Source organism: Salipaludibacillus neizhouensis, from assembly GCF_002886185.1.
GTDB classification, from domain to species: domain Bacteria; phylum Bacillota; class Bacilli; order Bacillales; family Salisediminibacteriaceae; genus Salipaludibacillus; species Salipaludibacillus neizhouensis.
This window is the reverse complement of record NZ_KZ614146.1, coordinates 1,659,410-1,685,099: the sequence shown is the minus strand read 5'-3', so window position 1 is coordinate 1,685,099 and position 25,690 is coordinate 1,659,410. Positions and strand designations below refer to the sequence as shown.

15 protein-coding genes are annotated in these 25,690 nt (G+C 36.3%); 5 read left to right on the top strand and 10 right to left on the bottom strand.

All coding sequences use genetic code 11. The features are described 5' to 3' along the window. Positions 1-23 precede the first annotated feature (23 nt). Positions 24-965, bottom strand: coding sequence for a D-2-hydroxyacid dehydrogenase (locus CEF18_RS07910; RefSeq protein ID WP_110935961.1), 942 nt, complete (start codon positions 963-965; stop codon positions 24-26). A gap of 253 nt (positions 966-1,218) precedes the next feature. On the opposite strand from CEF18_RS07910, the gene CEF18_RS07905 reads away from it, so the two are divergent. Next, on the top strand, positions 1,219-1,878 hold the full coding sequence (locus CEF18_RS07905) for a DsbA family oxidoreductase (protein ID WP_110935960.1): 660 nt from the start codon (positions 1,219-1,221) through the stop codon (positions 1,876-1,878). A 64-nt stretch (positions 1,879-1,942) separates the two neighbouring features. Here the strand turns inward: CEF18_RS07905 and CEF18_RS07900 are convergent, their stop codons facing one another. Further along, the gene (locus CEF18_RS07900; protein WP_110935959.1) at positions 1,943-3,310 is read right to left on the bottom strand and encodes a cytochrome P450; all 1,368 of its coding nucleotides are present in this window, start codon (positions 3,308-3,310) and stop codon (positions 1,943-1,945) included. Positions 3,311-3,568: 258 nt separating this feature from the next. Here CEF18_RS07900 and CEF18_RS07895 point away from each other — a divergent pair, with 258 nt between their 5' ends. Continuing rightward, positions 3,569-3,970 carry a hypothetical protein gene (locus tag CEF18_RS07895; RefSeq protein ID WP_110935958.1) on the top strand — a complete coding sequence of 134 codons (402 nt, stop codon included), beginning with the start codon at positions 3,569-3,571 and terminating at the stop codon, positions 3,968-3,970. Next, complete coding sequence (locus CEF18_RS07890; protein WP_110935957.1) at positions 3,951-4,973, top strand: alpha/beta fold hydrolase; 1,023 nt, start codon at positions 3,951-3,953, stop codon at positions 4,971-4,973. Before CEF18_RS07895 ends, CEF18_RS07890 begins: the two co-directional genes overlap by 20 nt. Positions 4,974-4,993: 20 nt before the next feature. Here the strand turns inward: CEF18_RS07890 and CEF18_RS07885 are convergent, their stop codons facing one another. The 8 genes from CEF18_RS07885 to CEF18_RS07850 form a co-directional block, all read right to left on the bottom strand. Then, positions 4,994-5,155 carry a YqcI/YcgG family protein gene (locus CEF18_RS07885; RefSeq protein ID WP_223292362.1) on the bottom strand — a complete coding sequence of 54 codons (162 nt, stop codon included), beginning with the start codon at positions 5,153-5,155 and terminating at the stop codon, positions 4,994-4,996. Between the two features lie 477 nt (positions 5,156-5,632). Beyond that, entirely contained in the window at positions 5,633-8,311 is a 2,679-nt protein-coding gene (locus CEF18_RS07880; protein ID WP_110935956.1) for an immunoglobulin-like domain-containing protein, read from the bottom strand. A gap of 412 nt (positions 8,312-8,723) precedes the next feature. After that, on the bottom strand, positions 8,724-13,190 hold the full coding sequence (locus tag CEF18_RS07875) for a family 43 glycosylhydrolase (RefSeq protein WP_110935955.1): 4,467 nt from the start codon (positions 13,188-13,190) through the stop codon (positions 8,724-8,726). A gap of 432 nt (positions 13,191-13,622) precedes the next feature. Then, the gene (locus tag CEF18_RS07870; protein ID WP_110935954.1) at positions 13,623-17,183 is read right to left on the bottom strand and encodes a LamG-like jellyroll fold domain-containing protein; all 3,561 of its coding nucleotides are present in this window, start codon (positions 17,181-17,183) and stop codon (positions 13,623-13,625) included. Positions 17,184-17,234: 51 nt separating this feature from the next. Then, a complete protein-coding gene (gene yjfF, locus CEF18_RS07865; protein WP_110935953.1) occupies positions 17,235-18,251 on the bottom strand; it encodes a galactofuranose ABC transporter, permease protein YjfF in 1,017 nt (338 codons plus the stop codon). Beyond that, positions 18,238-19,278, bottom strand: a complete 1,041-nt coding sequence (locus CEF18_RS07860; RefSeq protein ID WP_110935952.1) for an ABC transporter permease — start codon at positions 19,276-19,278, stop codon at positions 18,238-18,240. The genes yjfF and CEF18_RS07860 overlap by 14 nt, the downstream gene beginning before the upstream one ends. Further along, a complete protein-coding gene (locus CEF18_RS07855) occupies positions 19,275-20,798 on the bottom strand; it encodes a sugar ABC transporter ATP-binding protein (RefSeq protein WP_110935951.1) in 1,524 nt (507 codons plus the stop codon). The genes CEF18_RS07860 and CEF18_RS07855 overlap by 4 nt, the downstream gene beginning before the upstream one ends. A 100-nt stretch (positions 20,799-20,898) precedes the next feature. Continuing rightward, positions 20,899-22,005, bottom strand: coding sequence for an ABC transporter substrate-binding protein (locus tag CEF18_RS07850; protein ID WP_223292269.1), 1,107 nt, complete (start codon positions 22,003-22,005; stop codon positions 20,899-20,901). 372 nt (positions 22,006-22,377) lie between these two features. On the opposite strand from CEF18_RS07850, the gene CEF18_RS07845 reads away from it, so the two are divergent. Both CEF18_RS07845 and CEF18_RS07840 read left to right on the top strand, forming a co-directional pair. Next, a complete protein-coding gene (locus tag CEF18_RS07845; protein WP_110935950.1) occupies positions 22,378-24,120 on the top strand; it encodes a cache domain-containing sensor histidine kinase in 1,743 nt (580 codons plus the stop codon). Positions 24,121-24,124: 4 nt separating this feature from the next. Continuing rightward, positions 24,125-25,687, top strand: a complete 1,563-nt coding sequence (locus CEF18_RS07840; RefSeq protein WP_110935949.1) for a response regulator transcription factor — start codon at positions 24,125-24,127, stop codon at positions 25,685-25,687. The last annotated feature ends 3 nt before the right edge of the window (positions 25,688-25,690 follow it).

The following is a 25,690-nucleotide window of genomic DNA, read 5'->3' as shown; positions in this document are numbered from 1 at the left end:
TTTTTTTTATAGAGCTACAAATGTCAAAATCTCTTTTCTACATCTACTATGTTAGAAGGTATTCTGTCGGTGTCGATAGTATATAATGTGTCGAGAAAACAATCTAGTCCTTCCTCAGGCGTTGTTACCGCGGATATATGTGGCGTTACAATAACTCTTGAATGAGTCCAAAACATATCTTTTTTTGGAAGAGGCTCCTCTTGAAACACATCTAAAATGGCTGAGTTTATGTTTCCACTGTCCAAGGCTTCAAGTAAAGCATGATTATCAACAGACTCCCCTCTTCCGACGTTAATAAAAACTGTGTTTGTACATTGGCTGAAAAGTGATGTGTTAAACAGCAGCTTCGTATCTTTCGTTAAAGGCATTGTATTAATCATATAATCTGCTTTTGATAAAACACGAAAGTAATCGGATTTTGAAGAATATACGTTTTTAAAATGTTCATTGGCATTTCCGCTAAGGGAAACCCCATCAACCTTCACTCCAAAATAGGATAGTGACTTTGCTACCTCTTGGCCGATGACCCCGGTTCCATATATAACCACGTGTTTTTCATGCATAGGAATTGGAGGTATAGGATTCCAATCATTTTTTACGTTCATTTCAGAATACTTCTCGTGGTTTTGAGTGTCACGTAAAATATAGCTTAAGCAGTATTCACTGATTTTTTGACCAAAAGAAGATATTGTTCTTGTTAATAAAACATCTTTTTTCCATTCTGAATCATCTAGCAACTTATCTACACCTGCACCTAAAGAATGAACCCATTTTATATTTTCGAACAGGAAATTTCCTGGCCTTTTGAATGAAACGAAAGCATCAGCCCATTTATAATCTTCCGTAGTTACATTTTCCTCTGAGCAGAATCGGAATTGTTTCCTCTGGTATACTTCTTTATCTTTCAAAAGTATTTCAAGTTCATTGTGCATAGGACTGGCAAATAAAATATTATTTATTAACATATGTAATGTCCCTCCTTTGTTTCCTCTATATTGTGATCGAACGAAGTTAATTATATCATGATTGAATTTTGAGGCATCCCCATGCATGAATTTATTACCTTCTTGAAGATAGAATTATTTTCAATAGTAAAGAGCAAATAATTGGTCAAATTAAATCATAATAGATATACTAACTGTGTAAGAAAAATAGATGGAGGTTTTAACTATGCTATTCATTGATATGTGGACGGATTTCGCTTGACCATTTTGCCATATTGGCAAAAAGCGTCTGGAAGACGCCCTTCAACAAATAGACCATCCTGTTACTGTAAATTATAGATCCTTTGAGTTGGATCCCAACATGGAACGGGACGTAAATTATAATATTTACGAGAAATTAGCAGAAAAATATGGAATGAGTTTGGAACAGGCTAAATCCAATTGTAATAATATGGAACAAATGGCCCAAGAGGCTGGTTTGGATTTTCAATTTGAGACGCAAGTATTAACCAATACATTTGATGCACACCGTTTAACGATGTTCGCCAAAAAACATAGCCTAATGCATGAAATGACTGATCGACTTCTACGTGCACATTATTCTGAATCAAAGCATATTGGTGATCACGATATGCTCATAAAGTTAGCCGAAGAGGTTGGTTTAAATCGCGATGATGTTGCTGAAATGCTTGCAAGTAATGATATGAGTGAAGAAGTTCGTGCAGACGAACAAAAAGCACAGGATCATGGTATACAAAGTATTCCTTTTTTCCTCATTAACGGAAAATACGCAATTACAGGTGCTCAACCAACGGATGCATTGGTACAATCTTTACAACAAATTATCGACCAAGATGAACTTTCTCAAGCAGCGAATAGTCCGACAGGTGCTATTTGTGATGAAGATGGCTGCGAGCCACCTTCTAAAAATTAAATAGAATGAAATTGAGGGTTTTTCAAAAAGTCTTTACCTTTTGAAACACCCTTTTCTATTGCTGTTATGAATTGCTTGCCCGCCTTTTTATAATCATTCGAAGCCCATACTTAGGTCTAAGAGTAACAAGAGGTTGTGGTTTAATTTCTCCATGATTTGGTGCCATTTTCACACTGTACTCTTTCATCATTACAGCTAATGCGAGGACTCCCTCCATTAATGAAAAATGATTTCCAACACAAACTCTGGGACCTCCTCCAAATGGAAAATAGGCATAAGTTGGTAGTTTCTTCATAAAATTATCGGCAAATCGATCGGGGATAAATTCCTCAGGATTGTCAAAGTAATCAGAATTTCGATGCATGACATATTGACTCATTAACACCATTTCACCCTTTTTAAAATGATATCCTCCAATGTTCACTTTCTTGTCGACTTGTCGCCCAATAACATATGCAGGTGGATATAAACGCATGGATTCCCAGATAACAAATTGAGTATAGGGAAGGTCAGCAAAGTTCTCAGGAGTTACTTGATTATCGCCAGTGACACCGACGATTTCATCATAGAGTTTTTTCTCCGCTTTTGGATTTTGAGACAGTAAGTAAAGCGTCCAGGATAACAAATTAGCCGTTGTTTCATGACCCGCGAGAAAAATCGTCATTAGTTCGTCTCGAAGCTGCAAGTCAGACATCCCTTCTCCGTCATCTTCGTCTTTTGCTTCCATTAAAACACCTAATAGATCAGAGTGAACACCTGGCTCTTGTCGACGCCTTTCAATAATCTGATAAATCTCTTGATCAAGTTTGGATACAGCTTTTTTTAATTTACGATTGTTTTTTGTTGGAAGCCAGAGAGGTAGTTGAATAAGTGACCTCATTCTTTTAACCCCAATCTTCATTACTGCATCCATCGGTTCCCCTAGTTTTTTGGCACCCTCTTCGAAATCCATACTAAACATTGTTTTTGTGATGATGCCAAGTGCAATATCCATCATGTCGTCAGTGATCACTTTTTCTTCTTCATTCTTCCATTTTGAAATAAAAGAATGTGTTGTATCTATCATATCTTGTGCGTAACTTGAAATATGCGATTTTTTAAAAGAGGGTTGTATCATTCTTCTCTGCTGCATATGCATGTCTTTTTCGCTTGTTAACAGTCCCTCACCCACCACAGCTTTAAGTGTTTGGATATCCCGTGATTTCACAAATGACTTTTGTTTTGTAACAAGTATTTCTTTTATTAAGTCTGGTTCATTTACAAGGTAAACATTTTGGAAAGGTCCAAATCGAAAGCAACTAATTGGTCCGTATTCCTTTGCTGTTTTGAATAAAAATGGTAGAGGTCCAGCTTGAAAATCGTTTAAACTGCCTTTTATTACCTTCCCTTTTGGTCCAGGAGGCTGGTTTCGTTTCCTAACTCTATTTAACATTGATTTTTCTACCTCCTTCTAAGATGGTGACTTAGTCATTCTATGTAAATCTATCGAAGAAGGGATGTATATGAGTGGAGATTAAGATAAATCAGTGAATAAGTGGAAGTTTATCATGGTTATAGTTAACTGTATGAAATACTCCTGTTGGAAGACAAACAACTAAATTGTGAACCAATGCTTGTTCGAATGTGTATAGTATAAAAAGAGTGCATCTCAACTCTTTCAAATGATCGAAAAGCGAAAGGATGTATTCACATGAGCAATGATAAAAAAATAATGTTACGTGATTATCTATCGGAACTCGCCTCCCAAACAGATGCGCGATTAAATGAACGTGTTCAAGAGTTATTGGATGATCCTAAAACAATAAAAAGAGCGCACAAATTTATGGAAAAGCATTCTTCTATTTTAGGAAAGCTACATGAGTACAGTGAAATTTTAGCTCTACAACTAAACATTCCTACCAAGGATGATGTAGCAAACGTTGCTAGACTTTGTATGCAGTTAGAAGAAAAGCTAGACACCATCGAAGAAGAAATACATCAGTTAAAAGCTCAAAAAGAAGAAAAACAACAAACGTATGAAATCGTTAAAATGCCTGCAAAACCGAAAACTTTTAAAAAGGAGAAGAAAGGATATGCGGAGAGACGAGGGTGATAAAAAAGAAAAAAGTATAAAAAGAAAAAGGAAAGTCGGAGTATCTTCGCGAGAAGTAGTATGGAAGAGGAATAAAACAGTACTATGGTATTACCCTGCTTCTAAAAAAGTCTATCGTACGCCTTTATTTTTGGTTTATTCTTTGATTAACGAAGCGTATATACTTGATTTAGCTCCTGGTATGAGTATGATTGAGACGTTTACAGACCAAGGATATGACGTTTATTTGCTTGATTTTGGCAGACCGGGTTATGAAGATAAAGATGTGTCCCTTGATGATTATATTATGAGTTACATCAAAACTGGTGTAGATAGGGCCCTGCGACATGCTCAAACAACGGAGATGAGTATGGTTGGCTATTGTCTTGGAGGAACTTTGGCGGTTATTTATACAGCTATCATTAATGAGTCTATTAAAAATCTCATCTTATTTGCTCCTCCTCTAGACTTTAGCTCCTACGATGTTTTCCCTAACTGGTTTCAAGTTTTGAAGAATGATTCAAGTAGCGTTGATCAATTATTGAACGATTACGGAATGATTCCATCCAAATTTATTAATACTGGTTTACGATTGGCGACTTCCCCCTTTACAATCAGTTCTAAGTTAGCCTCACTGACCCCATCCCGAAGTGAGAAGACGAATGTAAAGCGTCAACTCGTTAACGAATGGTTGTCCAGTCATATCCCGTTTTCTGCTCTAACTTTAAGACAACTTATGGATGACCTTGGTGGAAAGAATAAATTAATGGAAAATAAACTGAAAATTCAAGGGCAAACGGTATACCTTTCAAATTTAAAAGCAAATTTGCTTGTTATTTCTACTACTGATGATCTTATTGTTCCTGAAAAACTCACTTATCCAATTATGAACAAAGTTTCGAGCATAGATAAAACGTATAAAAGAGTAAAAGGGGGCCACATTTCTCTTGCCCTTAAAGGTGAATTACCTTACTTCCTGGAAAAATGGCTTCATGACAGATCCATTTCAGTGAATGAGACCTAATATTGAAAAACAAAAAATGTTTATGAGTCCTTTTTATTTTTTCGGTGAAAAGGGCATTCTGAAGCTGTCGTATTGTCATCACGAATAAAATATTGTTTCCATTCATGGTTATGGTCTTCTCCATACGTTTTAAGGTCTGAATGAACGGGAGTATTATCGTAGTTTCCCGGTAGACGTCGAATGATTTCAATCCATCATAGTTACTTTGCAATCCAAATTCCCAGTGTTTTTTATAATTCACTCATTATTGTCCTTATTATTGCGATAGGCTATATAGTTCCTGTCCATCTTATAAACTTAGTCCTGCTTTAGATGCCTAAAGGGATAGTCTAAACCTCACAACACTAGTGTTTTAATAATTTATGTGAATTAACGTAATCTTAGATGACGAAAATAGTGAGGGAAGAGTACAAAGCATTTTTATGAGGTTTATTTGTCACTTTAAATTAAATAACAAAAGGAAACAGTTTGCCATTTCTTTATGTTAAATATTCACACAATTTACTCCCTTATAACTCATTCTCATTCTCAAGTGAATTTACTATAACAATACTAATAAGAACTGTACAACGGAACATATTATTTTTACTAGCTTTCAAGTATATAGACTTGAAAGCTAGTAATTAATTTAGTCTTGCTTTTCCTTTCACTTAAACTTTTTATTTATTTAAGCCTTTACCTATCCCATTTTCTTTACCTTTACCCTTTTCTTTATCCAGCCCTTTGCCTTTTCCGTTATCACTCCCTTTACCTTTGTTTCTCGGTGACGTAGTGTCTGAGTCATCTTCTTTTGAGACAATAACTTTGCTAACTGCCATAAAACCTCCATTAACTGTAGTAACAGTAATGTAAGTTGTTCCTTTTTCAAGTGCTGTTACTTTTCCATCCTCGTCTACTATCGCTACATCTTCATTGCTACTAGACCAGGCAACATTCTTATTCAATGCATTTTCAGGTATGACAGTCGCAATAAGCTTGACTTCCTTGCCTTCTGACAGCTCTATTAGATCCTGATCAAGCGTTACACCAGTTACACCGATTTCTGTGCTCGGCTCCTCAATACTAGGCACGTTTGACAATAAGCTTTCATGTTCTGTTTTTGTAACTGGTAACACAGATCCATGTCTGATACCTGACGGAAAGCTATAGTTATCCGGCGCTGTCCACTCGCCAGAGTTTAAGTCTGGTGATTCCAATGGTACATAACCTCTTCCGCCAAACTCATCTACAAATAGGTACCACTTTTCTTCTATGTTTGATTTAAAAATGATCGGTCCTTCTGTATGACCTACATGATCACGCCCTACACTTTCTTTAATAAGTTCAAAATTCTCGTCTAAAACCGAATCTCCTACGTCTTGGAAAATGTATTTTCCATGTGGTGCATCAGTGGAATTATTTCTTTCATCTTTATGGAATCGATAGATTTTGCCCTCATGTTCTATCATCGTCGTATCAATGACAGAGTAGCCATAGTCTATATAAATTTCAGGATCCGTAAATGTATTAAAATCTCTTGTTTTTGAATACATCATTCGGTTATGTGTGGCACCTGAACTTCTTTGAGTTTCATCTTCATAAAGTTTAGACGCCCAGAAAACAACATATTCGCCCGTTGTATCGTCATAAAATATTTCCGGTGCCCATGTGTTCCCGGCTTCTGGTGGAGCAACCTCTACCATTCGTTGTTCAGACCATTCTACCAGATCGTTAGATTCCCAAACCATAATCGATCTACTCCCTGTAGTCTGGGCTCCGTGCCAGTCATGATTTCCATAAATTTTCAAATCAGTTGCTATCATATAGAACTTGTCACCCTCTGGTGAACGAATAATAAACGGATCTCTTAATCCTTCTTCTCCTAACTCTGAAATAATCGAAGGTTCATTATTATTTAAAGGCTGATAGCTAAGCGGATCATTCCCTTCACTCAAAGAAAAGAAAATTTGTTCTCCGTCGGAACGACCTTCCCCTCTCATATAGCTGAAGAGGTATCCTTCATAATCTTCTTCTTCTGGCATTTCTTTTACTGATGCTAAAAATGCTTTTGTAATCATTTCATCATTCAAGGTGATTGAAGCCGTTAATCTAACTATCTCATCTCCACTGCCATGAGTTGGACGATCAACCTCCCCTGTTGGTGTAATCACAGAAGAATTCCTGGAATCCCAGGTAATTGTTGATCCATTTTCTCCCATCGTAGGTAACGTCAGGTTCCCTCGTACATCATTGATGTTATAAATGATCAAGTTTTTAGCATCTTCGGTGACAGCTTCAGAATCTGAGGGCTTTCTTAAGACTGTTACTGTAAATTCTTTCGTAATCGAATTTGTACCATTAGCTACAGTTACTGTGATGACAATTTCCTGGCTCTCTTCCTCATAAGAGGGTCTAGTCACTGTGCCTTCATTTGAGATAAGGTCTTGATTGCTCGATTTCCATGTTAATGTCGTATTATAGTCATCGTTCGTCGGGAAAGATAAATTGGTTTTTATCTCATCTTTCTTTTCATTTTGATTGATAAAAAACTCGTAATCAAGTTTATTTGCAACATGCTCGACTATAAACCCATCCATTTCTTCAATCTTCTCACCCATATCCTCTTTTAAATCTCTTACTTCTGATGCAGATAATGCATCGTTGTATACTTGAAAGTCTGCAATCATTCCTCCGAAGTACGGGTCACCAGAGTAGAATGACCTCCCAATAAATCCACTTCTACCATTTGTATTATTGATTTCCTCTAATGTATAACCTCTTGTAGATCCTGATCCTACTTCCTCACCATCAATATAAAGAGTCAATGTTTCCTCTTCACCATTCATTACTGTTGTCACATGCTTCCACTCATCTGAATCCATTGCCCCTTCTATTGAATTAGCTGCGGCTTCATTTCGCCAGCTTGTAGTACCTAGGCCGAGACGTGCAGAGTTGTCTCCAGAATTACGACTAGGTGTTGCAAACATATACTTATTGCTATCTTGACCTAATGCGAAAATCCATTCTGCTTGACTGTTTCCTTTCCAGTTAACTAATGTGGAGACAGTTACACTTTCTAGCCCATCAAAAACACCCTCTGGTATTTCAATATACGAAGAAGTATTGCCACCTTCAAAGTTAATAGCTCCCACATTTTCACCATTAATCCACTGAGAATTTTTTGGATTTATCCAATCGGCATCAAAGTTACCAGTCGTATCTGGTACGGTTGTACCATCAATATTGTTCATCTCATAATGAAGAATTTGATTTTCACCGGCTGCAAAAGATAGACTTGCCATTGTGGTAAAAGTCAGAAGAAATATTAATAAGAAAAGTATTATTGAAGTTTTTTTCATTTTATTCTCCTTAGTTTATTGAAGTTTTTGACTAACTACCTTTCTCTAATCTTGTTTACGAGACTGCTGCGCACGAATTAAATAACTAAGGTACTTTACAAACGTTACATCAAATAGATAGGAGTCTATGGTAGCGGTCACAAAATTGGTTGAAACATTAACTCCTTAAAGAGTCTTCGCTTCAAACTACGGATACATTACAGGCTTGTGTGGCATCATCTTCATATAACTTTGTCTGTAATTAATGTTTGTTACATTAACATCACCCCCTAAATAAGGAAACTATTAAATTAATAAATATAATGTAACTGTAGTTATATCTTGATATTCGTTTTTTCTTTACTAGCTTTCAAGCAAAAATATGCTTGAAAGCTAGCAATACACATACAATCAAACTCGGCATTTAATCTTTTTAGTCTAAGCCATTGCCAATCCCATTTTGTTTACCTTCATCTTTTTCTTTGTCTAACCCTTTTCCTATGCCATTTTGTTTACCTTCACCCTTTTCTTTATCTAGCCCTTTGCCTTTTCCGTTATCACTCCCTTTACCTTTGTTGCCCGGTGACGTAGTGTCTGGGTCTGGTTCCGTTGCTTCTTCTAGTTGATCAATTGCTGCTTGCAAGGCTGTCACAGCTGCATCAATGTCCTCTTGCGTTGCTTTTTCATTTTCAAGCGTTTCTTCTGCTGCTGCAATCCCTGACTCTAATGTAGCAAACGATTCTTCTGTATATTTTCCTTCATTTGTGTAGGATTTTGCTGTGTCCAGTAAGCTTTGGAGCTCTTCAGTTGTGGTTTCACTTGAATCATCTGGAATTAAATATACTGGTTCAGTAATCCCCTCTAAAGTTGGCACAACTCTTTTAATCGTTCCATCTTCATTAAATTCCATCTTATCAATCATTGTTTCACGGTTAGTTCCATTTCCGTCTGGAATAGCGAAACGGTGATAAACAATATAAAAATCGTCTGAATTTGGCATCTGTAAAATGGAATGATGCCCTGTTCCCAAAATTCCCTTTTCTGTATCTTTACTTAAAATTACTTCATTTTTCGTCCATGGTCCCATTGGGGATGGACCAGTTGCGTAAGCAACTTGATAATTCTCATCTCTCGTATCATTTTCTGACCACATGAGATAATAGGTTCCTTCACGCTTGAAAACAACAACCCCTTCTCTGAAGTTTTCCGGAGTCATGTTTACTGGTTCTTCCGCAAGTGAAATCATATCTTCATTTAATTTAGCTCCCCAAAGAGCGCCATTTCCCCAGTAAAAATATGACTCCCCATCATCATCTGTAAATACATAGGGATCAATCGCCTGTCCGGCATATTGTCCCCTTGGAATTAGAGGCTCGTCCAGCGCATCTTCAAATCCACCCGTAGGTGATGAAGATTTTGATACTCCTATTTGTTGGTTCGCAGAGAAATAGTGATAATAATATCCATCACGTTCTGCAAAACCTGGGGCCCACGCATTACCTGTTGCCCACTCTACATCATCAGTAGCAAGATCAATAATTACACCATGATCTTCCCAATTTAATAAATCCTTAGATGAAAATGCTTTGAATTGTGTTCCAGACCAACTTTCAAACCCGTCTGTTGTTGGATACATATAAAAAGTATCGCCAGAAACATGGATTTGTGGGTCGGCATAGAGACCTGGTAATGTAGCAGAAGGATAAACCTCAACACTTACAGTCCATTCTTGGGTATTGTCATCCTCATCAGTAACCGTGTAGATGACTGGATCGGTGAAATCTTGTGCTTCGCCTGAAGCTGGAGTTACTGTTGAATTAGATAAAACAGAGATTGATGGTGTTAAATTTGTAACATCAACATTTCGTCCTTTAAAGGCAACTTTAATAGTACTTGCATTGCTGTCTATTTCTGTTTGACCTCTTTGCTCAGGTATTTCAAAATTGGCAATTCCAGTTGATGAAAGTTCCCTTTCTTGAATTTCTTCCTTTGAAAGAGCACGATTAAATACTTCTACGTTATCGAAAGAACCTCTGAAGAATGCGTCTCCAGTGTAAAAAGATCTTCCTAAGTACCCTAATAAATCTGTACCAAGGTCTGAAATAGACGTTGTAACATTGTTATTTTCATCAACAAGTATGCCGTCCTTGTACATTGCCATACTTGTTGGTGTGATCACAAGATTGACATTTATCCAATCGTTTTCAATAGAAGCAGTATTAGCGCTAACTACCTCTTCGTTTTGCCACCCATCAACCGTAATGGCATTTCGAATTGCAGTATCTCGTGTTCGTAAGAACATGTACCTTTGGTTATTGCTTCCTATAGCAAAGGTAAAGAAGTTTCCTGATACTGTTTCCGCCTTAATATCCATGGAAATAGTTACAGTATCTTTCCCATCAAAAAAACCTGTTGGGAAGGCTGCAAATGTATTGTTCGTTCCATCTAAATATAACACTTGTGAATCTTTTTCTTCATCTGTCACATAAGCAGCATTTCCATGTAATGTACCTGTGTAATCATTTCCTGAGCCATCTTGAATCGAATTATCTGTACTTGTTTCTTCAAAGTTGTACTTGAGAATTGGCTTTTCACTTGGTTCAATTGGATCTAATGGAGATGGTTCTTTAACTCCAGGAGTATACTCTTGTAACCTTTGGTGCTCTTCTTGAGTAATTGGTAAGACGGTACCATGTCTGGCGCGATTTGGTAAATTAACATCTTCAGATAATTTCCAATCACCAGAAATCAAGTCTGTTGTTTCAAATAGGATATATCCTCTGCCACCATACTCATCAATTAATAAATACCATTTCTCTTCTGTATTTGATTTAAATATTGCTGGACCTTCTCCGCGGTCTATGTCTCCTATTCCGATTCCTTCCTTAATGAATTCGAAATCAGGATCTAGAACAGAATCACCAACCTCTTGAAAAACAAAGTCATTAACAGGTCTTGTGTCTGATGAATAACCACCTTTCGTAATTCTGTGGATACCTCCATCATGTTCGATCATAGTTGTATCAATAATAGAATAGCCAAAGTCCATATACACTTCTGGCTCTGTAAATGTATGAAAATCTCTTGTTTTTGCATACATCATTCTGTGATAACTATTTCCATTGGCTCTTTGTTCCTCATTTTCATATAAACTTGAAGCCCAAAACACAATATATTCGCCTGTTGTTTCATCATAAAAACTTTCTGGAGCCCATGTATTTCCAGCTTCAGGAGGTGCTACTTCCACCATTCTTTGTTCAGACCAATGTATTAAGTCAGTAGATTCCCAAACCATAATAGATCTGCTACCATTACGTACTGATTGACCCCAACTTGTGTTATTGCGAATACGCAAATCTGTAGCGATCATATAAAATTTATCACCTTCAGGGGAACGAATAATATGTGCATCCCTCACCCCCTCATCACCTAATACTGATGAAATAACTGCTTCCCCATTGTTTAATGCATTCCAATTTAAAGGATTATTTCCTTCACTTAAGCCAAAATAAATCTGTTCCCCGTTCGGAAAGCCTTCACCAGGCATGTACGTAAACAAATAGCCTTCAAAATCTTCTTCTAAAGGCAATTCTTTTACTTCAGCAGTGAATTTTTTTATTATAGTTTCATCATTTCTGCTAAGCGTTGCTGTCAGTTTTACAGATGTATTACCATCACCATACGAAGGTCGAATTACTTCCCCCGTCGATGTAATAATAGAAGAATCCTCAGATTCCCATGAAATTGTTGAACCATACTCCCCTGTTGTTGGTAAAGTTAAATTCCCTAGAACATTATCGATATTATGAACCATTAATTCTTCCATATCATATATAATAACTTCTGAATCCGATAATTCTCTCAATACAGTAACTTCGAACTCTTTCGATACTGAAGTGTTTCCATCTGATACGGTTGCAATCAGAACAACTTCTTGACTTCCTTCTTCATAAGAAGGTCTGTTTACTTGTCCCTTATTTGTAATAACTTCTTGATTTAGCGATTCCCAAGTGATCGTCGTACTGTAGGAACCAGTACTAGGCAAAGATAAGTCGGTTGTAATTTCGTCTTTGCTTCCATTTTGATTAATAAAATCGGTATAATCTAATTGACTTAAAACAGAATTTAGTGTTAATCCATCTAGATTTTCTATTTTTGATTCACTCGCCTCTATTAAGGCTGCTATTTCTGATGTAGATAACGCACCATTGTGTACTTGGAAGTCAGCAATCATTCCTCCGAAGTATGGGTCACCAGAGTAGAAGGACCTCCCAATAAATCCACTTCTACCATTTGTATTATTGATTTCCTCTAATGTATAACCATTTGTAGAACCTGTTGCTTTTTCAACACCGTCAATATAGAGTGTTAACGTTTCCTCTTCTCCGTCAATAACTGTTGTCACAAGCTTCCAATCACCAGATGTTAATGCATCTGAAGATGACGTTGCATTGGCCTCATTTCGCCAGCTTGTAATCCCTAATCCAAGACGTGCAACTCCTGCTCCATTACGCGGAGTGAAAAAGGTATATTTATCGCTGTCTTGACCTAATGCATATAACCATTCCGCAGATTGATTTCCTTTCCAATTAACTATTGCTGAAACGCTTACACTTTCTAAATCATCTAATACCCCTTCTGGCATTTCAATATAAGAAGAAGTACTGCCCCCTTCGAAGTTAATAGCTCCCACATTTCCACCATTAATCCACTGAGAATTTTCTGGGTTTATCCAATCGGCATCAAAGTTACCAGTCGTATCTGGTACGGTTGTACCATCAATATTGTTCATCTCATAATGAAGAATTTGATTTTCACCTGCTGCAAAAGATAAACTTGCCATTGAGGTAAAAGCTAGAAGAAATAATAATAAGAAAAGTATTTTTGTAGGTTTTTTCATTTTATTCTCCTTAGTTTATTGAAGTTTTGACTCACTATCTTTCTCTAATCTTGTTTACGAGACCTGTGCACGAATTAAATAACTAAGGTACTTTGCAAACGTTACTTCAAATAGATTGGAGTCTATGGTAGGGGTTGCAAAATTGGTTGAAACATTAACTCCATAAAGAGCATTCAACTCCTAACTACAGATACATTACAGTCTTGTGTGGCATCATCTTCATGTAACTTTGTGTAACTAATGTATGTTACATTAACATCACCCCCTAAATAAGAAGCTATTAAATTAATAAATATAATGTAACTTGTAGTTATATTCGTTTTTTCTACTTACTAGCTTTCAAGCAAAAATATGCTTGAAAGCTAGTAATACACTACAAACAAACTCGGCATTTAATTTTTTTAGTCTAAACCATTGCTAATACCATTTTGTTTACCTTTTACCTTTTTCTTTGTCTAACCCTTTACCTATGCCATTTTGTTTGCCTTCACCCTTTTCTTTATCTAGCCCTTTGCCTTTTCCGTTATCACTCCCTTTACCTTTGTTGCCCGGTGACGTAGTGTCTTCATCATCTTCTTCATAGACAATAACTTCGCTAACTGCCATAAAACCTCCGTTAACTGTAGTAACAGTAATGTCTGTTGTTCCTTTTCCAAGTGCAGTTACTTTCCCACCCTCGTCCACTATCGCTACATCTTCATTGCTACTAGACCAGACAACATTCTTATTCCCTGCATTTTCAGGTGTGACTGTTGCAGTCAGCATTACTTCTTCACCTTTTGCCAATTTAACTAATTCCTGATCTAACGTTACTCCTGTTACATTACGTTCATCAACTGGTGCTGTATAATATTCATCCGCTAATAATTCAATTTCAGCACTTGAAAGCGCACGATTATATACTTGGAAATCATCGAACATACCATTAAATAAATGATGGGAATCTCTTCTGGATTTCCCTAAATAATTCAATGTTGTTTCTAATAGCATTCTTGGTTCAACATTATAGGTCGAGTTTCTTGAAACCTCTTCCCCATTGACATAAAGGACAGCATCGAATCCTTCAATCGTTACCGCTACATGTTGCCATTGAGTAGTAGGTAACCTCGCATCTCTTAAGGCATATTTGTAATTATTCCCTAAAATAGAATTTTGGTTAGCGAATTTTTCGGTAAATGGAGTTACGATTGCAAACTCTAAGTTACCGGAATCCCCTTGAGTGCTTAAATACATAGTATTACGGTTGACACTTCTACCAGTGTCCGAAGAAAAGTCAAAAATACGTTGATTTGTTTGATTTTCTTTTACTTTGACCCATGAAGACATTGTCATGCTTTCCAAATCTAAATCACTAATTAAATTCTCTGGTAGTTCCACATAACCTGACTCTCCATCAAGTTCAACTGCTCCACCTGATTCACCTACGGTATCCTCGGTTGTAATTTCTGCGCCACCCATTAATTGAGCATCAAATCCATTTCCTGAAACATCTTTTATCGTAGATCCGTCAATATTTTCAGGATTAAACGAATAATGAACAACAGGCTTCTCGGAAACTTCTGGTGCAGGTAATGCATACTTTTTTTGTAGGGCATTATACTCCGCACGTGTAATCGGCAAGACGGTTCCATGACGGGGTCCTGGAGGAAGTGCGTATTCAGAATCTTCTATGAGATTATTAACTAATTGTTGTCCATCTTCTAAATCATCCGTCCAACGAACATGATACGGCCACGAATCTAAAAACAAATACCACAAATCTTTATCTGCGTGAATGTCTTTAAATATAGTCTGACCTTCATTGTTACCCCCATGTCCTATTAATCCCCGGTTCCCATTTTGTGTGCCTAGAACAGGGTCAAATTGAAAACCATTTTCCTCAATTCCATCTTCATCGTAATAAAAGTCATCTGCTTTCTCGTAATAGACTTTGTATCCCACTTCCGATTTAGTGAATCGATAAAGTGTACCCTCATTCTCAATAAACGTTGTATCGATTGTAGGGAAACCATCATCGATCATTACTTTCGGTTCAGAAAAAGAATGAAAGTCTCTCGTAGTAGCATAATACATAACATTGTACTGACCTGAGGGTCTACCATTTTGATACTGACCATAAGTATCCTCAACTTTCATCGAAGATGCCCAAAAGACAACGTATTCCCCTGTAGGTTCATGATAATAGGCTTCTGGTGCCCACGTATTGCCACCATTTTCTGGTGCAACTTCAACCATTCTTTGATCACTCCAGTTCACAAGATCATCGGATTCCCAAATCATTAGAGAATGACTTCCCGTAATTTGAGCTTCGTCAAAGTTAGTGCTTTCTCCCATTTTTAAATCAGTTGCAATCATATAAAATTTGTCACCTTCAGGAGATCTCATAACAAATGGGTCTCTTAAACCTTCTTCACCCATGGTTGATTGAATGACAGATTCTCCGTTATTTAATGCTCTCCAGTATAAAGGGTCTTCAGCTGTAGCAAAGGAAATTTCCTCTCCTCCTTCATATTCTCCAGTAAAGTAAGAAAAGAAATAAGCATCATAATCTATTTCACCAGGGTTTTTTAACACCTGAAGATCAAATAATTTTTCTACCTGTTCAGTTCCTCTTGTTACAGTTGCAGTTAAAGTTACATCAGTATCCGAATCTGGCCGTATTACCCAACCAAGTTGTTGCTGGTCATCTTTAGCTTGTTCTGACCCTTTAATAATTTCTGGATTTGATGATTTCCAAGTAATCATCGTGTCATGTTCACCAGTTGTAGGCAATCTCAGATTTCCTTTCACCTGATCTTGATTGTAAATAACTATTTTAGCTGCATCTTCATTTACAAGTTGCTCATCCCCAAACTCTTTTAGAACGACTAGACTAAATACTTTTTCTAAAGTATGTTCTTCATATGAAAGATTCGCAGTAAGTTCTACTATAGCGTCCGAATCATTGACATTCGGACGTGTTACGGTGCCGTCATTTTTAATCACGTCTAAATCACTAGAACTCCATGAGATGGCTACACCATGTTTCCCTGTTGATGGAAGTGCTAAATTTTTAGTAATCTCATCTAAATTTTGATCCCCTTCTGCTAAATAGTCTGAGATCGTTAAAGAATCTCTAGCATCGTTTATAACTAAATCACCAATTTTATCCACCTCTTGAACCGTTTCTTCGAACAAAACATCTACTTCTTCATCGGTCAGAGCTTTATCATAAACCCGAAAGTCTCCTACCAATCCTTTATAATAAGGATCGTTACTGAATATCGATTTTCCTATAAAACCTGAAAAATCCGCAGATGAATCTATAATATTGGTTAGCGCTTTTTCCCCAGCAGATCCTAAAGCTACCTCTTCACCGTTAATATATAACGTTAACGTATCATCAGATCCTGAAAAGACTACAGTAATGACCTCCCAATCTCTTGGTTGTAAACTTGCGGGTCCTCTTATAAGGGTCTCCCCTCTCCAACCACTTTCTGATATGCCTGTCGCAACAACGTTACTATTATCAATACCATGTCTCGGTGTAGCAAAAAGATAACCGTTACCGTACTCAATATCGCTATCTACTCTTCCTAACCCGAAAATCCACCGATTTTGACCATCATTATCCCAGTTGACAAGGGTAGAAACCGTGACATCTTCTAAGTTATTTAACAGATCTTCACCGTCCGTACCTTTGGGAATTTCGATGTACCCGCTATCAGAATTGGAACCTCCACCATCGAAACCAACAAATCCCGCTTCACTATTATGAACGAATTGACCATTCTCCGGGTTTTTAAACACACCGTCGAACGAAACTTCACTTTCTGAAACGTCTTTAACTAGGGTTTGTCCCCCTTTTTCCTCCCTCGTTTTCATATCATAATGTAGAATCAGATTATCTCCTTCTGAATATGACACTTCTGGAAATATCCCAGAAAAGGAGTTGAATATCATGAGAACTAGTAAAAACATCGACATAGATTTCATCCTATTTTTTGTAATCATACTTTCCTCCCCATTAATATAGATTCATATAGATTATTCTTTAAATTTAAATCATCGGGCGATCTGATCTGAGCCTTCTGTATCTTTTAGAGATATTGTATTCTTCTTTTTATCATTTCTATGAACAATGACCCTTTGAAGCCCAATAAACAGTAATAATAATAATCCAATTGCAATTTTTGTCCACCAAGCGCTTAGTGATCCTTCATAAGCTATAAGGGATTGTATTGTACCTAACATAAGTACGCCGATCACACTTCCGACCATATATCCAACTCCACCAGTCAATAACGTACCACCTATAACTACTGCAGCAATGGCTTCGAGTTCTAATCCGTTTGCGTGCAAACCGTATCCAGACAGCATATAAAAAGTAAAAACTAATCCAGCAAGTGATGCACAGAAACCACTCACGGTGTACACTAGAATTTTCGTTTGCCCTACAGGAAGGCCCATTAACAATGCTGATTGTTCACTTCCACCAATTGCATATACATTTCTACCAAATTTTGTGTAATGGGCCACAAATATTGCAACACATACAACAATAATCGCAATGATTACACTTGTGGAAATAAAATAGTTTCCAATGGGTATCCTTGTGCTTGCCATAAATCGAAAAAAGTCATCATTAATCGATACCGTTTCAACGCTTATTAAAAAACTTAGTCCTCTAGCGAAAAACATCCCCGCCAGCGTGACAATGAAAGGTTGTAAATTAAAGAAGTGAATACAACACCCCATGAGAAACCCAAGCACAGGACCTACCAATAAAGCAATTGGAATGACTATTATTGGAGAAAGTCCCGCCAAGAGTAAGCTTGCTGCTACCATACTAGTTAAGGCAATTACTGACCCAACAGAAAGGTCAATACCTCCAGACAAGATAACAAACGTCATTCCAACAGCAACTATAATTAAAAAAGAGTTGTCAATAAACAAATTGAAGAAAACTTGTGGAGAGGTGAAGTTGGAATACCTGAACATCCCAAATGAATACATAAAAGCAAATAACATGAGAGTGATCATTACAGGTATCATTCTATCGTTTAGTTTAAAGCGATTCATGATGATTCACTCCTTCATCTTTTGGCGTTTTCCGAGAAGAAGAAAATAAACCCGAAATCTTTTTTCTGAATTCTGGAGATTGCAAAAGGCATACAATTAACACAACAACAGCTTTGACAAGAAGTATAACTTCTGCATTAATACCTACAGAATATATAGTTGTCGTCAAAGTTTGAATGATCAATGCACCAATCACCGTACCCATTAAGAAAAATCTTCCTCCCATCAAAGATGTACCACCTATTACTACTGCTAATATAGCATCCAATTCATACCAAAGACCTGCATTATTTCCATCAGCACTAGCGACGTTAGAACTTAATATTAATCCCGCAATGCCGGCACACAAACCAGAGAACATATAGACCATCAATACAATATTTTTTGAACTAATCCCTGATAAACGGCTTGCTAGTGGATTTCCTCCGACTGATTCAATAAATAAACCAAGAGCTGTTCTTCGAGTCACATATAATGCTACGCAGAGAACAAAAGCCACAATGTAAATGGAAAACGGTAGCATAAACAAATAGCCTCCACCAATGAATGAATAGGGCTCATAATAAATTGTAGTGATTTGCCCCCCAGTAATAAGTTGGGCTACACCTCTTCCTGCTACCATCAAAATCAATGTAGCAACAATTGGTTGTATACCGATTCGAGATATTAGCATGCCATTCCACAACCCAGTTGCTGCAGATAGTCCAATTGCAAGGGCAATAGCAAGAAACAATGGAAATAATCTCTCTGAATCTCCAAGATTTCCATCCACTATAAAGGCAGCCATCGCACCCGACATTGCAATGACGGAACCGACACCTAGATCAATACCCTTAGTCGCGATGACAAGTGTCATTCCTATCGAGATTAAAATAAGTGGGGCACCCCGATTCAAAATGTTTATTAGACTCCCTGTTAAATGCCCATTTCTTATATCAATTACAAAGAAGCTAGGATCATAAATCAAATTTATTAAAAGTAATATTGCTAAGACAACTAATGGCCAAAATAATCTAGATTTTGTCATAAATTCCCTCCAGCAATCTCTTGCATAATATACTGATGGTCAATTTTCCCATCATTCGTTATTTCTGACACTTTTTTGTGATCTCTCAAAACGGCAATTTTCCCACAACAACGCACTACTTCTTCTAACTCTGAGGAAACGAATAAAATTGATTTCCCATTATCTTTCAATGAAAGCATAAGTTTTTGAATTTCGGCTTTAGCGCCAACATCAATACCTCTTGTCGGTTCATCTAAAATTAATAAATCTGGATTCGTAATTAACCATCTAGCCAAAAGTACTTTTTGTTGATTGCCACCACTTAAATTTTTCATTAATTGTTCTGGATTCGGTGGATTAATATTCAACAAACTCACGTATTTGTCTGCGATTTCTATTTGTTTTCTTATTGGAATGTAATTAAACCAGCCTTTAATTCCTTGGATGGCTAGAATCATATTCTCTCTAATAGAGATATCCGGAATAATACCTTCTGCTTTTCGGTTTTCGGAGCAGAATGCCACCCCATTGAGTATCGCTTGTTTTGGTGAATTCAAATTAGTTGTCTTTCCTTTGATTTTTAGTGTTCCTGAATCAGCTTTATCTGCACCAAAAAGTAGTCTTGCTAACTCTGTTCTTCCTGAACCAAGTAGTCCCGCAAGACCATAAATTTCACCTGCATGCAATTTTAAATCAAATGGTTCAATACTACCTTTTTTAGTTAATTCTTCCGTTTCTAAAAACACTTCTTTTTTATCACCGTGTTCGGATCCTGTATCTTTATTTTCTGACTGTGCATCGAACTCCTCTAATTCCTTACCGATCATCAGTGAAACTAGTTTAAGTCGTGGAAGGTCTTTCGTTTTGTGTTCACCAATATACTCACCGTTTCGCAAAATAGTAATACGATCAGATATTTCATAAATTTGGTCAAGAAAATGGCTAATAAAAATAATTGCTATTCCCGCTTTTTTTAAATTGTTAATAACTTCAAAAAGTTGGTTTACTTCATTTACATCCAGACTGGAAGTAGGTTCATCGAGAATGAGCACTTTTGAAGATACGTTTAACGAACGCGCTATTGCTATCATTTGTTGTATGGCAACCGAGTATGACGATAATTCCTTTGTCACATCGATATCTAATTTTAATCTTGATAACAGTTCCTCCGCACGATCATTCATTTTTTTCCAGTCAATACGACCGTTCTTCATGATTTCACGGCCTATAAAAATATTTTCTACTACCGACAAATTTGGACACAAATTCACTTCTTGATATACTGTACTAATCCCTAATTCTTGGGCATGGAGTGGACTTTGTACCACAATTGGCACATCTTCCAATTTGACAGTACCCTTGTCTAATGGATAAACTCCTGTTAATACTTTAATAAGTGTAGATTTACCTGCTCCATTTTCTCCCATTAATGCATGAATCTCTCCTGAGAACAATTGAAAAGACACATTTGATAATGCTTTAACTCCTGGAAATACTTTTGTAATACCATCCATTGCAAGTATAGGAGCTTTTTCTATCATATTCATACATCCTCACTCTCTTTTTATGTAATGAAACCACTTCTATTAGAAAGGACATAGAGTGGCTTTCATCGCATTTAAGAGTTTAGTTTTTTATACTTTAGTACTCTCGAGAATCTAATAATTCTTTAGCTTGATCCATCGTGTACATATCTTCTTCAACTGCTATTCGTTTCTCTAACTCTTCACCAGCCATATGGGCTTCAATTAATTCAACTAATTGCGGTCCAAATAGTGGGTTACATTCTACTGTAACGTTCATTTTTCCGGCAGCCATCGCTTCAAATGCACCTTTAACTGCATCTATACCAATGATCTTAATATCCTCAGCGGGAGTTAGACCGTATTCTTCAATTGCTTGAATAGCACCAATCGCCATATCATCGTTATGCGCATATAAAACGTCGATATTATCTCCATCAGATCTTAAGAATGACTCCATAACTTCTTTTCCATCTGTTCTTGTAAAGTCACCCGTTTGAGACTGTGTGATAACAAATTGTGAATGATCTGCAAGAATCTCTTCAAATCCTTCTTTTCTATCAATTGCTGGTGCGGAACCAACAGTACCTTGTAACTCAACGATATTAATGTCACCTTCATGGTCAGCCATATCATCAACTAACCATTCTGCCGCTTTGCGTCCTTCTTCAATAAAGTCTGAACCTAAAAATGTTACCCATAATGAGTCATCTTCTATATCTACAGCACGGTCAGCTAAAAAAACTGGAATATCTGCATCTTTAGCTTCTTGCAATACAGTTTCAAAACCAGTTTCAACTACTGGTGAGAACACAATGGCATCTACTTCCTGAGATATAAAAGATCGAATCGCTGAAATTTGATTTTCTTGTTTTTGCTGTGCATCTGAAAATTGTAATTCATGTCCAGCATCTGTAATAGCATCTTGAATAGAAGTAGTATTTGCTGTTCTCCATTCGCTTTCTGCTCCAACTTGAGAAAATCCTATCACTAGCTTTTCACTTGTAGCCTCTTCTTCCGTTGCATTTCCCTCTTCATTTGTTTCTGCTTCGTTACTATTATTGGCATCAGTTTCAGAAGTATTGTTCGTTTCAGTAGTGGTGCTGGTATTATTAGTGTTGTTTGTTCCACTTGCTTCATCATTAGAATTTCCACATGCTGTCAAAATGAACAATAACGCCATCCCTATAAATAGTAGAAACTTTGCCCCCGATATATTTTTCATTGATTATTACCTCCTTAAATTTCGCTTGTGATTTTATAAGCGTAGTTTAATTTTAAAGCGCTTACATTAAAGAGGTAATAGATTTTCTTTCGAGAATTGTTCATTTTTTATGGATTCTTCTGTTCGTAGTTAATGTAAAAGTGTAATATCTTTTAAAAATAATAGACTATTTTATTATAGTGACTGTTTATGTACTAAAGCCGTATAAATTTGATGTAAAATAAAATAGATAATGATTTCTTTACCAAAGAACGATACTCATGAATGGTGGAGATTATTATATTGTATTGTAAAAATGCTGAAATTTTAATAAGGAAGCGCTTACAAATGTGATATAATGAAGCAAACCTTTTACTGGATGGGTGTAAAACTATGAAAATAATAGCGCTTTTAGTTTCCAGTTTGCGTTCAAAACTTCTTATTATGTTTATTCTTTTAACAGTATTCCCACTGATTTTTGTAGGAATGATTTCTTATGGTAAGTCAGAAAAACTCATTTCCGAGAACGCTTTTACTGCTGCTGAACTTCAAGCGGCCCAGTTAAGTCAGGAAATAGATGTTATCTTTCAGGATGCCCTTCGGTTCACAGAAATTGGTAAGCAAGAAGATACGATGAGATTTTTGAACAGAACTGGTGTTGACACATATGAGGAAGCGAAAACAATTTTAAGTCTGTTTGCTTTCTATCGTGAAATTATCCCCTCGAGTAAAAATATTCTGGATGTAAGCATAACGAATCATGAAGGAAAAACGATAAGTGAAAGTAAAGGTGTTTTCAAAAAAGATCAATCAGAACTAGTAAATCTTGTGGAGAAAGAAGTAAATGGCACATCTAATGATATTAAAATCGAAACGATAATTGTCAATAATATACCTGTTATTTCGATTACGAGACCGATAATCTGGGATATTACTTATGAAGTCATTGGCTATATTACGATACTTCTTGATTCAACAGTCGTTCAGGAAAAGGTAGAAAATGCTCTAATAGGAACCACTGGTTCATTTTTCATAACATCAAGTGCGGATGAGCAATTTATATTTCCATACATGAGTGATTCATTCTCATCTTCTAAGAATGATAACTCTTCATTAAAGATTGCTAGTTTTCAAGAGGATTTTTCTGACCGATCTATCTTTACTGTTAGCCACACATCCGATGTTACTGGTTGGAACATAGTTGGTGCAGCTCCTAAAAAAGAAATTATGAAAGATGCTAATGATATTAGAAGCCTTATTATAGTTAGTGTTTTAAGCAGTATTATGTTCACAATTACGCTTTACTATTTTATTAGTTCTAGACTTATCCGTCCGATACGTAACTTGAAAGAAAAAATGAAGCAAGCTTCCCTAGGTGATCTTGATGTCAAAGTTATAAGTGAGAGTTCGGATGAAATAGCTGATCTTGGAATCTCATTTAATAGGATGATCACTAAAATTAAATCGTTGCTTCAGAACAGTATTGATGAAGAGAAAAAACTAAAAATTGCAGAATTACGTGCATTACAAGCTCAAATAAACCCACATTTTCTTTATAATACGTTGGATACGATTATTTGGAGTGCAGAAGCAAATAAAGGAAAAGACGTCATTAATATCACGAAGGCCCTCTCCCATTTTTTTCGGATATCTTTGAGTAAAGGAAGAGACTTAATTACGATAGAAGAAGAAGTCAAACATGTAGAAAACTACTTAATCATTCAAAAAAACAGATATCGAGATATATTGGATGTAACGATCACAATAAACGAAGAAATTCTGAATTTCATCATCCTAAAACTCACTCTTCAGCCACTTGTGGAAAATGCGATATACCATGGTATAAAAAATAAACGCCGAAAAGGTCATGTACAAATTGATGCTGATTATGATTCGAATGGTCACATTTGTTTCTGTATTTTAGATAATGGCATAGGAATTAAAGAAGAAGACTTGTTAAATATACGCGATCATTTAGATAAGGGACAAACGTTAAACAAAGCTGACGGAGGATTCGGTATGTATAACATCCAGGAAAGAACCAAGTTGTTTTACGGGGAACCATTCGGTTTAACGATTGACAGCATTTATGGTACAGGTACAACTGTTTGCTTAACTATTCCTGCTAAGAGGTGATTTTATGAAAAAGATATTTCTGGTCGACGATGAGATTGTTGTTCGTGAAGGAATACGCAACTGTATTGACTGGGAAAGCGAAGGCCTCGTTTATTGTGGTGATGCACCTGACGGAGAAATTGCACTACCTCTCATAGAAAAATTAAATCCTGATATCGTTATCACGGATATTAAAATGCCCTTCATGGATGGTTTAGAGTTAAGTCGCATCCTAAAAGAGAAAATGCCATCTATTAAAATAATTATTCTAAGTGGACACGATGAATTTGAATTCGCTAGAGAGGCTATGCGTATCCAAATAAATGAATACTGTCTAAAACCTATCAGTTCAAATGACCTTTTAAACATCTTAACTAAAGTGATTTCACAAATTGACCTTGAGAAACAAGACGAAAAATTACTGGAGAATTTAAAAGATCAAGCGTCACAAAATGTATCACGTTCCCAGATAGATTTTTTAAAGGAACTGTGTGAAGGATCTTACTCCACCTCTGATGCGATTAATGAAGCAGCGAACCATCGTATAGACATTATTTCGAACTACTACCTAGTTTTAATATTAAAGTTAGAAGATATTCCCGGCGATTTAGAGGAATGGTTAACGGATGATATTTCTACGATTAGTTTTAAAAGCAATCTCAAGGAAACAGTATATATAATGAGAAGTAACTCCAGAAATCATCTGGAAAGCCAGGCACTATTAATCAAACATAGATTAATTCATTTATCAAATACTGATCCGGACAATCCGGTGGTTTTTGGGCTTGGAAAAGTAAGAAGTCGAGTACAAGGTATTGCTCTCTCCTTCTCAGAAGCAAATGAGGATAAAATATTTTATTGTATTGTAAACAAATATCATTTATTAAAATCCGGCGAGGATGTTTTATCTAAAAAAGATATCCAGCATGTTAATCGTAAAGAATTAATCCATTTTTTGAAATTTGGTGACCTAAAAAACATCGCTCAGTTTTGTGAATACTACTCTGCTCACCTTGATAAACCAAGAAGTCAAACATCCTTTTACTACTATTATTTTTTAATAGATTTTACGATAACTGTGTCAGAATATATGAAAGAACATGTGCAGCCTCCTAAAAGCATAATAGAAGAAATTACAGTGCAAGAAAATAGAATTTCCCGTGTCAGCGAACTTTCGGAAGTATTGGAATATATGAATGAGATACTTTGTATCGTCATTCAAAATCGTGAAGATTCTAATAGTAGATTTTATCCTATTATACAAAAGGCAAAGGAATATATTGAGGAACATTTTAATGAAGCGCATTTGTCTCTTCAAATGATAGCCAGTGAAGTTAACGTCAGTTCCTCGTATTTCAGTCATATGTTTAGTCAGGAAACGAATCAAACCTTAAGTGAATATCTAACTAGGGTACGTCTTGATAAGGCAAAAGAACTTCTAAAAACAACGAATGACAAAACATATGAGATTGCTCATAAAGTTGGTTATAGTGACGCACATTATTTCTGTAAACTGTTTAAGAAAGATACGGGCATGACCACCAAAGAATTCAAAACAAAGGATATGTCACTGGAGTCCTATGTTTAAGGG

Bases quoted from the DNA above. Each gene is read 5' to 3' on its own strand.
- CEF18_RS07910 (WP_110935961.1), bottom strand. From the start codon at position 965: ATGTTAATAAATAATATTTTATTTGCCAGTCCTATGCACAATGAACTT.
- CEF18_RS07900 (WP_110935959.1), bottom strand. From the start codon at position 3,310: ATGTTAAATAGAGTTAGGAAACGAAACCAGCCTCCTGGACCAAAAGGG.
- CEF18_RS07895 (WP_110935958.1), top strand. From the start codon at position 3,569: ATGAGCAATGATAAAAAAATAATGTTACGTGATTATCTATCGGAACTC.
- CEF18_RS07890 (WP_110935957.1), top strand. From the start codon at position 3,951: ATGCGGAGAGACGAGGGTGATAAAAAAGAAAAAAGTATAAAAAGAAAA.
- CEF18_RS07880 (WP_110935956.1), bottom strand. From the start codon at position 8,311: ATGAAAAAAACTTCAATAATACTTTTCTTATTAATATTTCTTCTGACT.
- CEF18_RS07875 (WP_110935955.1), bottom strand. From the start codon at position 13,190: ATGAAAAAACCTACAAAAATACTTTTCTTATTATTATTTCTTCTAGCT.
- CEF18_RS07870 (WP_110935954.1), bottom strand. From the start codon at position 17,183: ATGATTACAAAAAATAGGATGAAATCTATGTCGATGTTTTTACTAGTT.
- yjfF (WP_110935953.1), bottom strand. From the start codon at position 18,251: ATGAATCGCTTTAAACTAAACGATAGAATGATACCTGTAATGATCACT.
- CEF18_RS07860 (WP_110935952.1), bottom strand. From the start codon at position 19,278: ATGACAAAATCTAGATTATTTTGGCCATTAGTTGTCTTAGCAATATTA.
- CEF18_RS07855 (WP_110935951.1), bottom strand. From the start codon at position 20,798: ATGATAGAAAAAGCTCCTATACTTGCAATGGATGGTATTACAAAAGTA.
- CEF18_RS07850 (WP_223292269.1), bottom strand. From the start codon at position 22,005: ATGAAAAATATATCGGGGGCAAAGTTTCTACTATTTATAGGGATGGCG.
- CEF18_RS07845 (WP_110935950.1), top strand. From the start codon at position 22,378: ATGAAAATAATAGCGCTTTTAGTTTCCAGTTTGCGTTCAAAACTTCTT.
- CEF18_RS07840 (WP_110935949.1), top strand. From the start codon at position 24,125: ATGAAAAAGATATTTCTGGTCGACGATGAGATTGTTGTTCGTGAAGGA.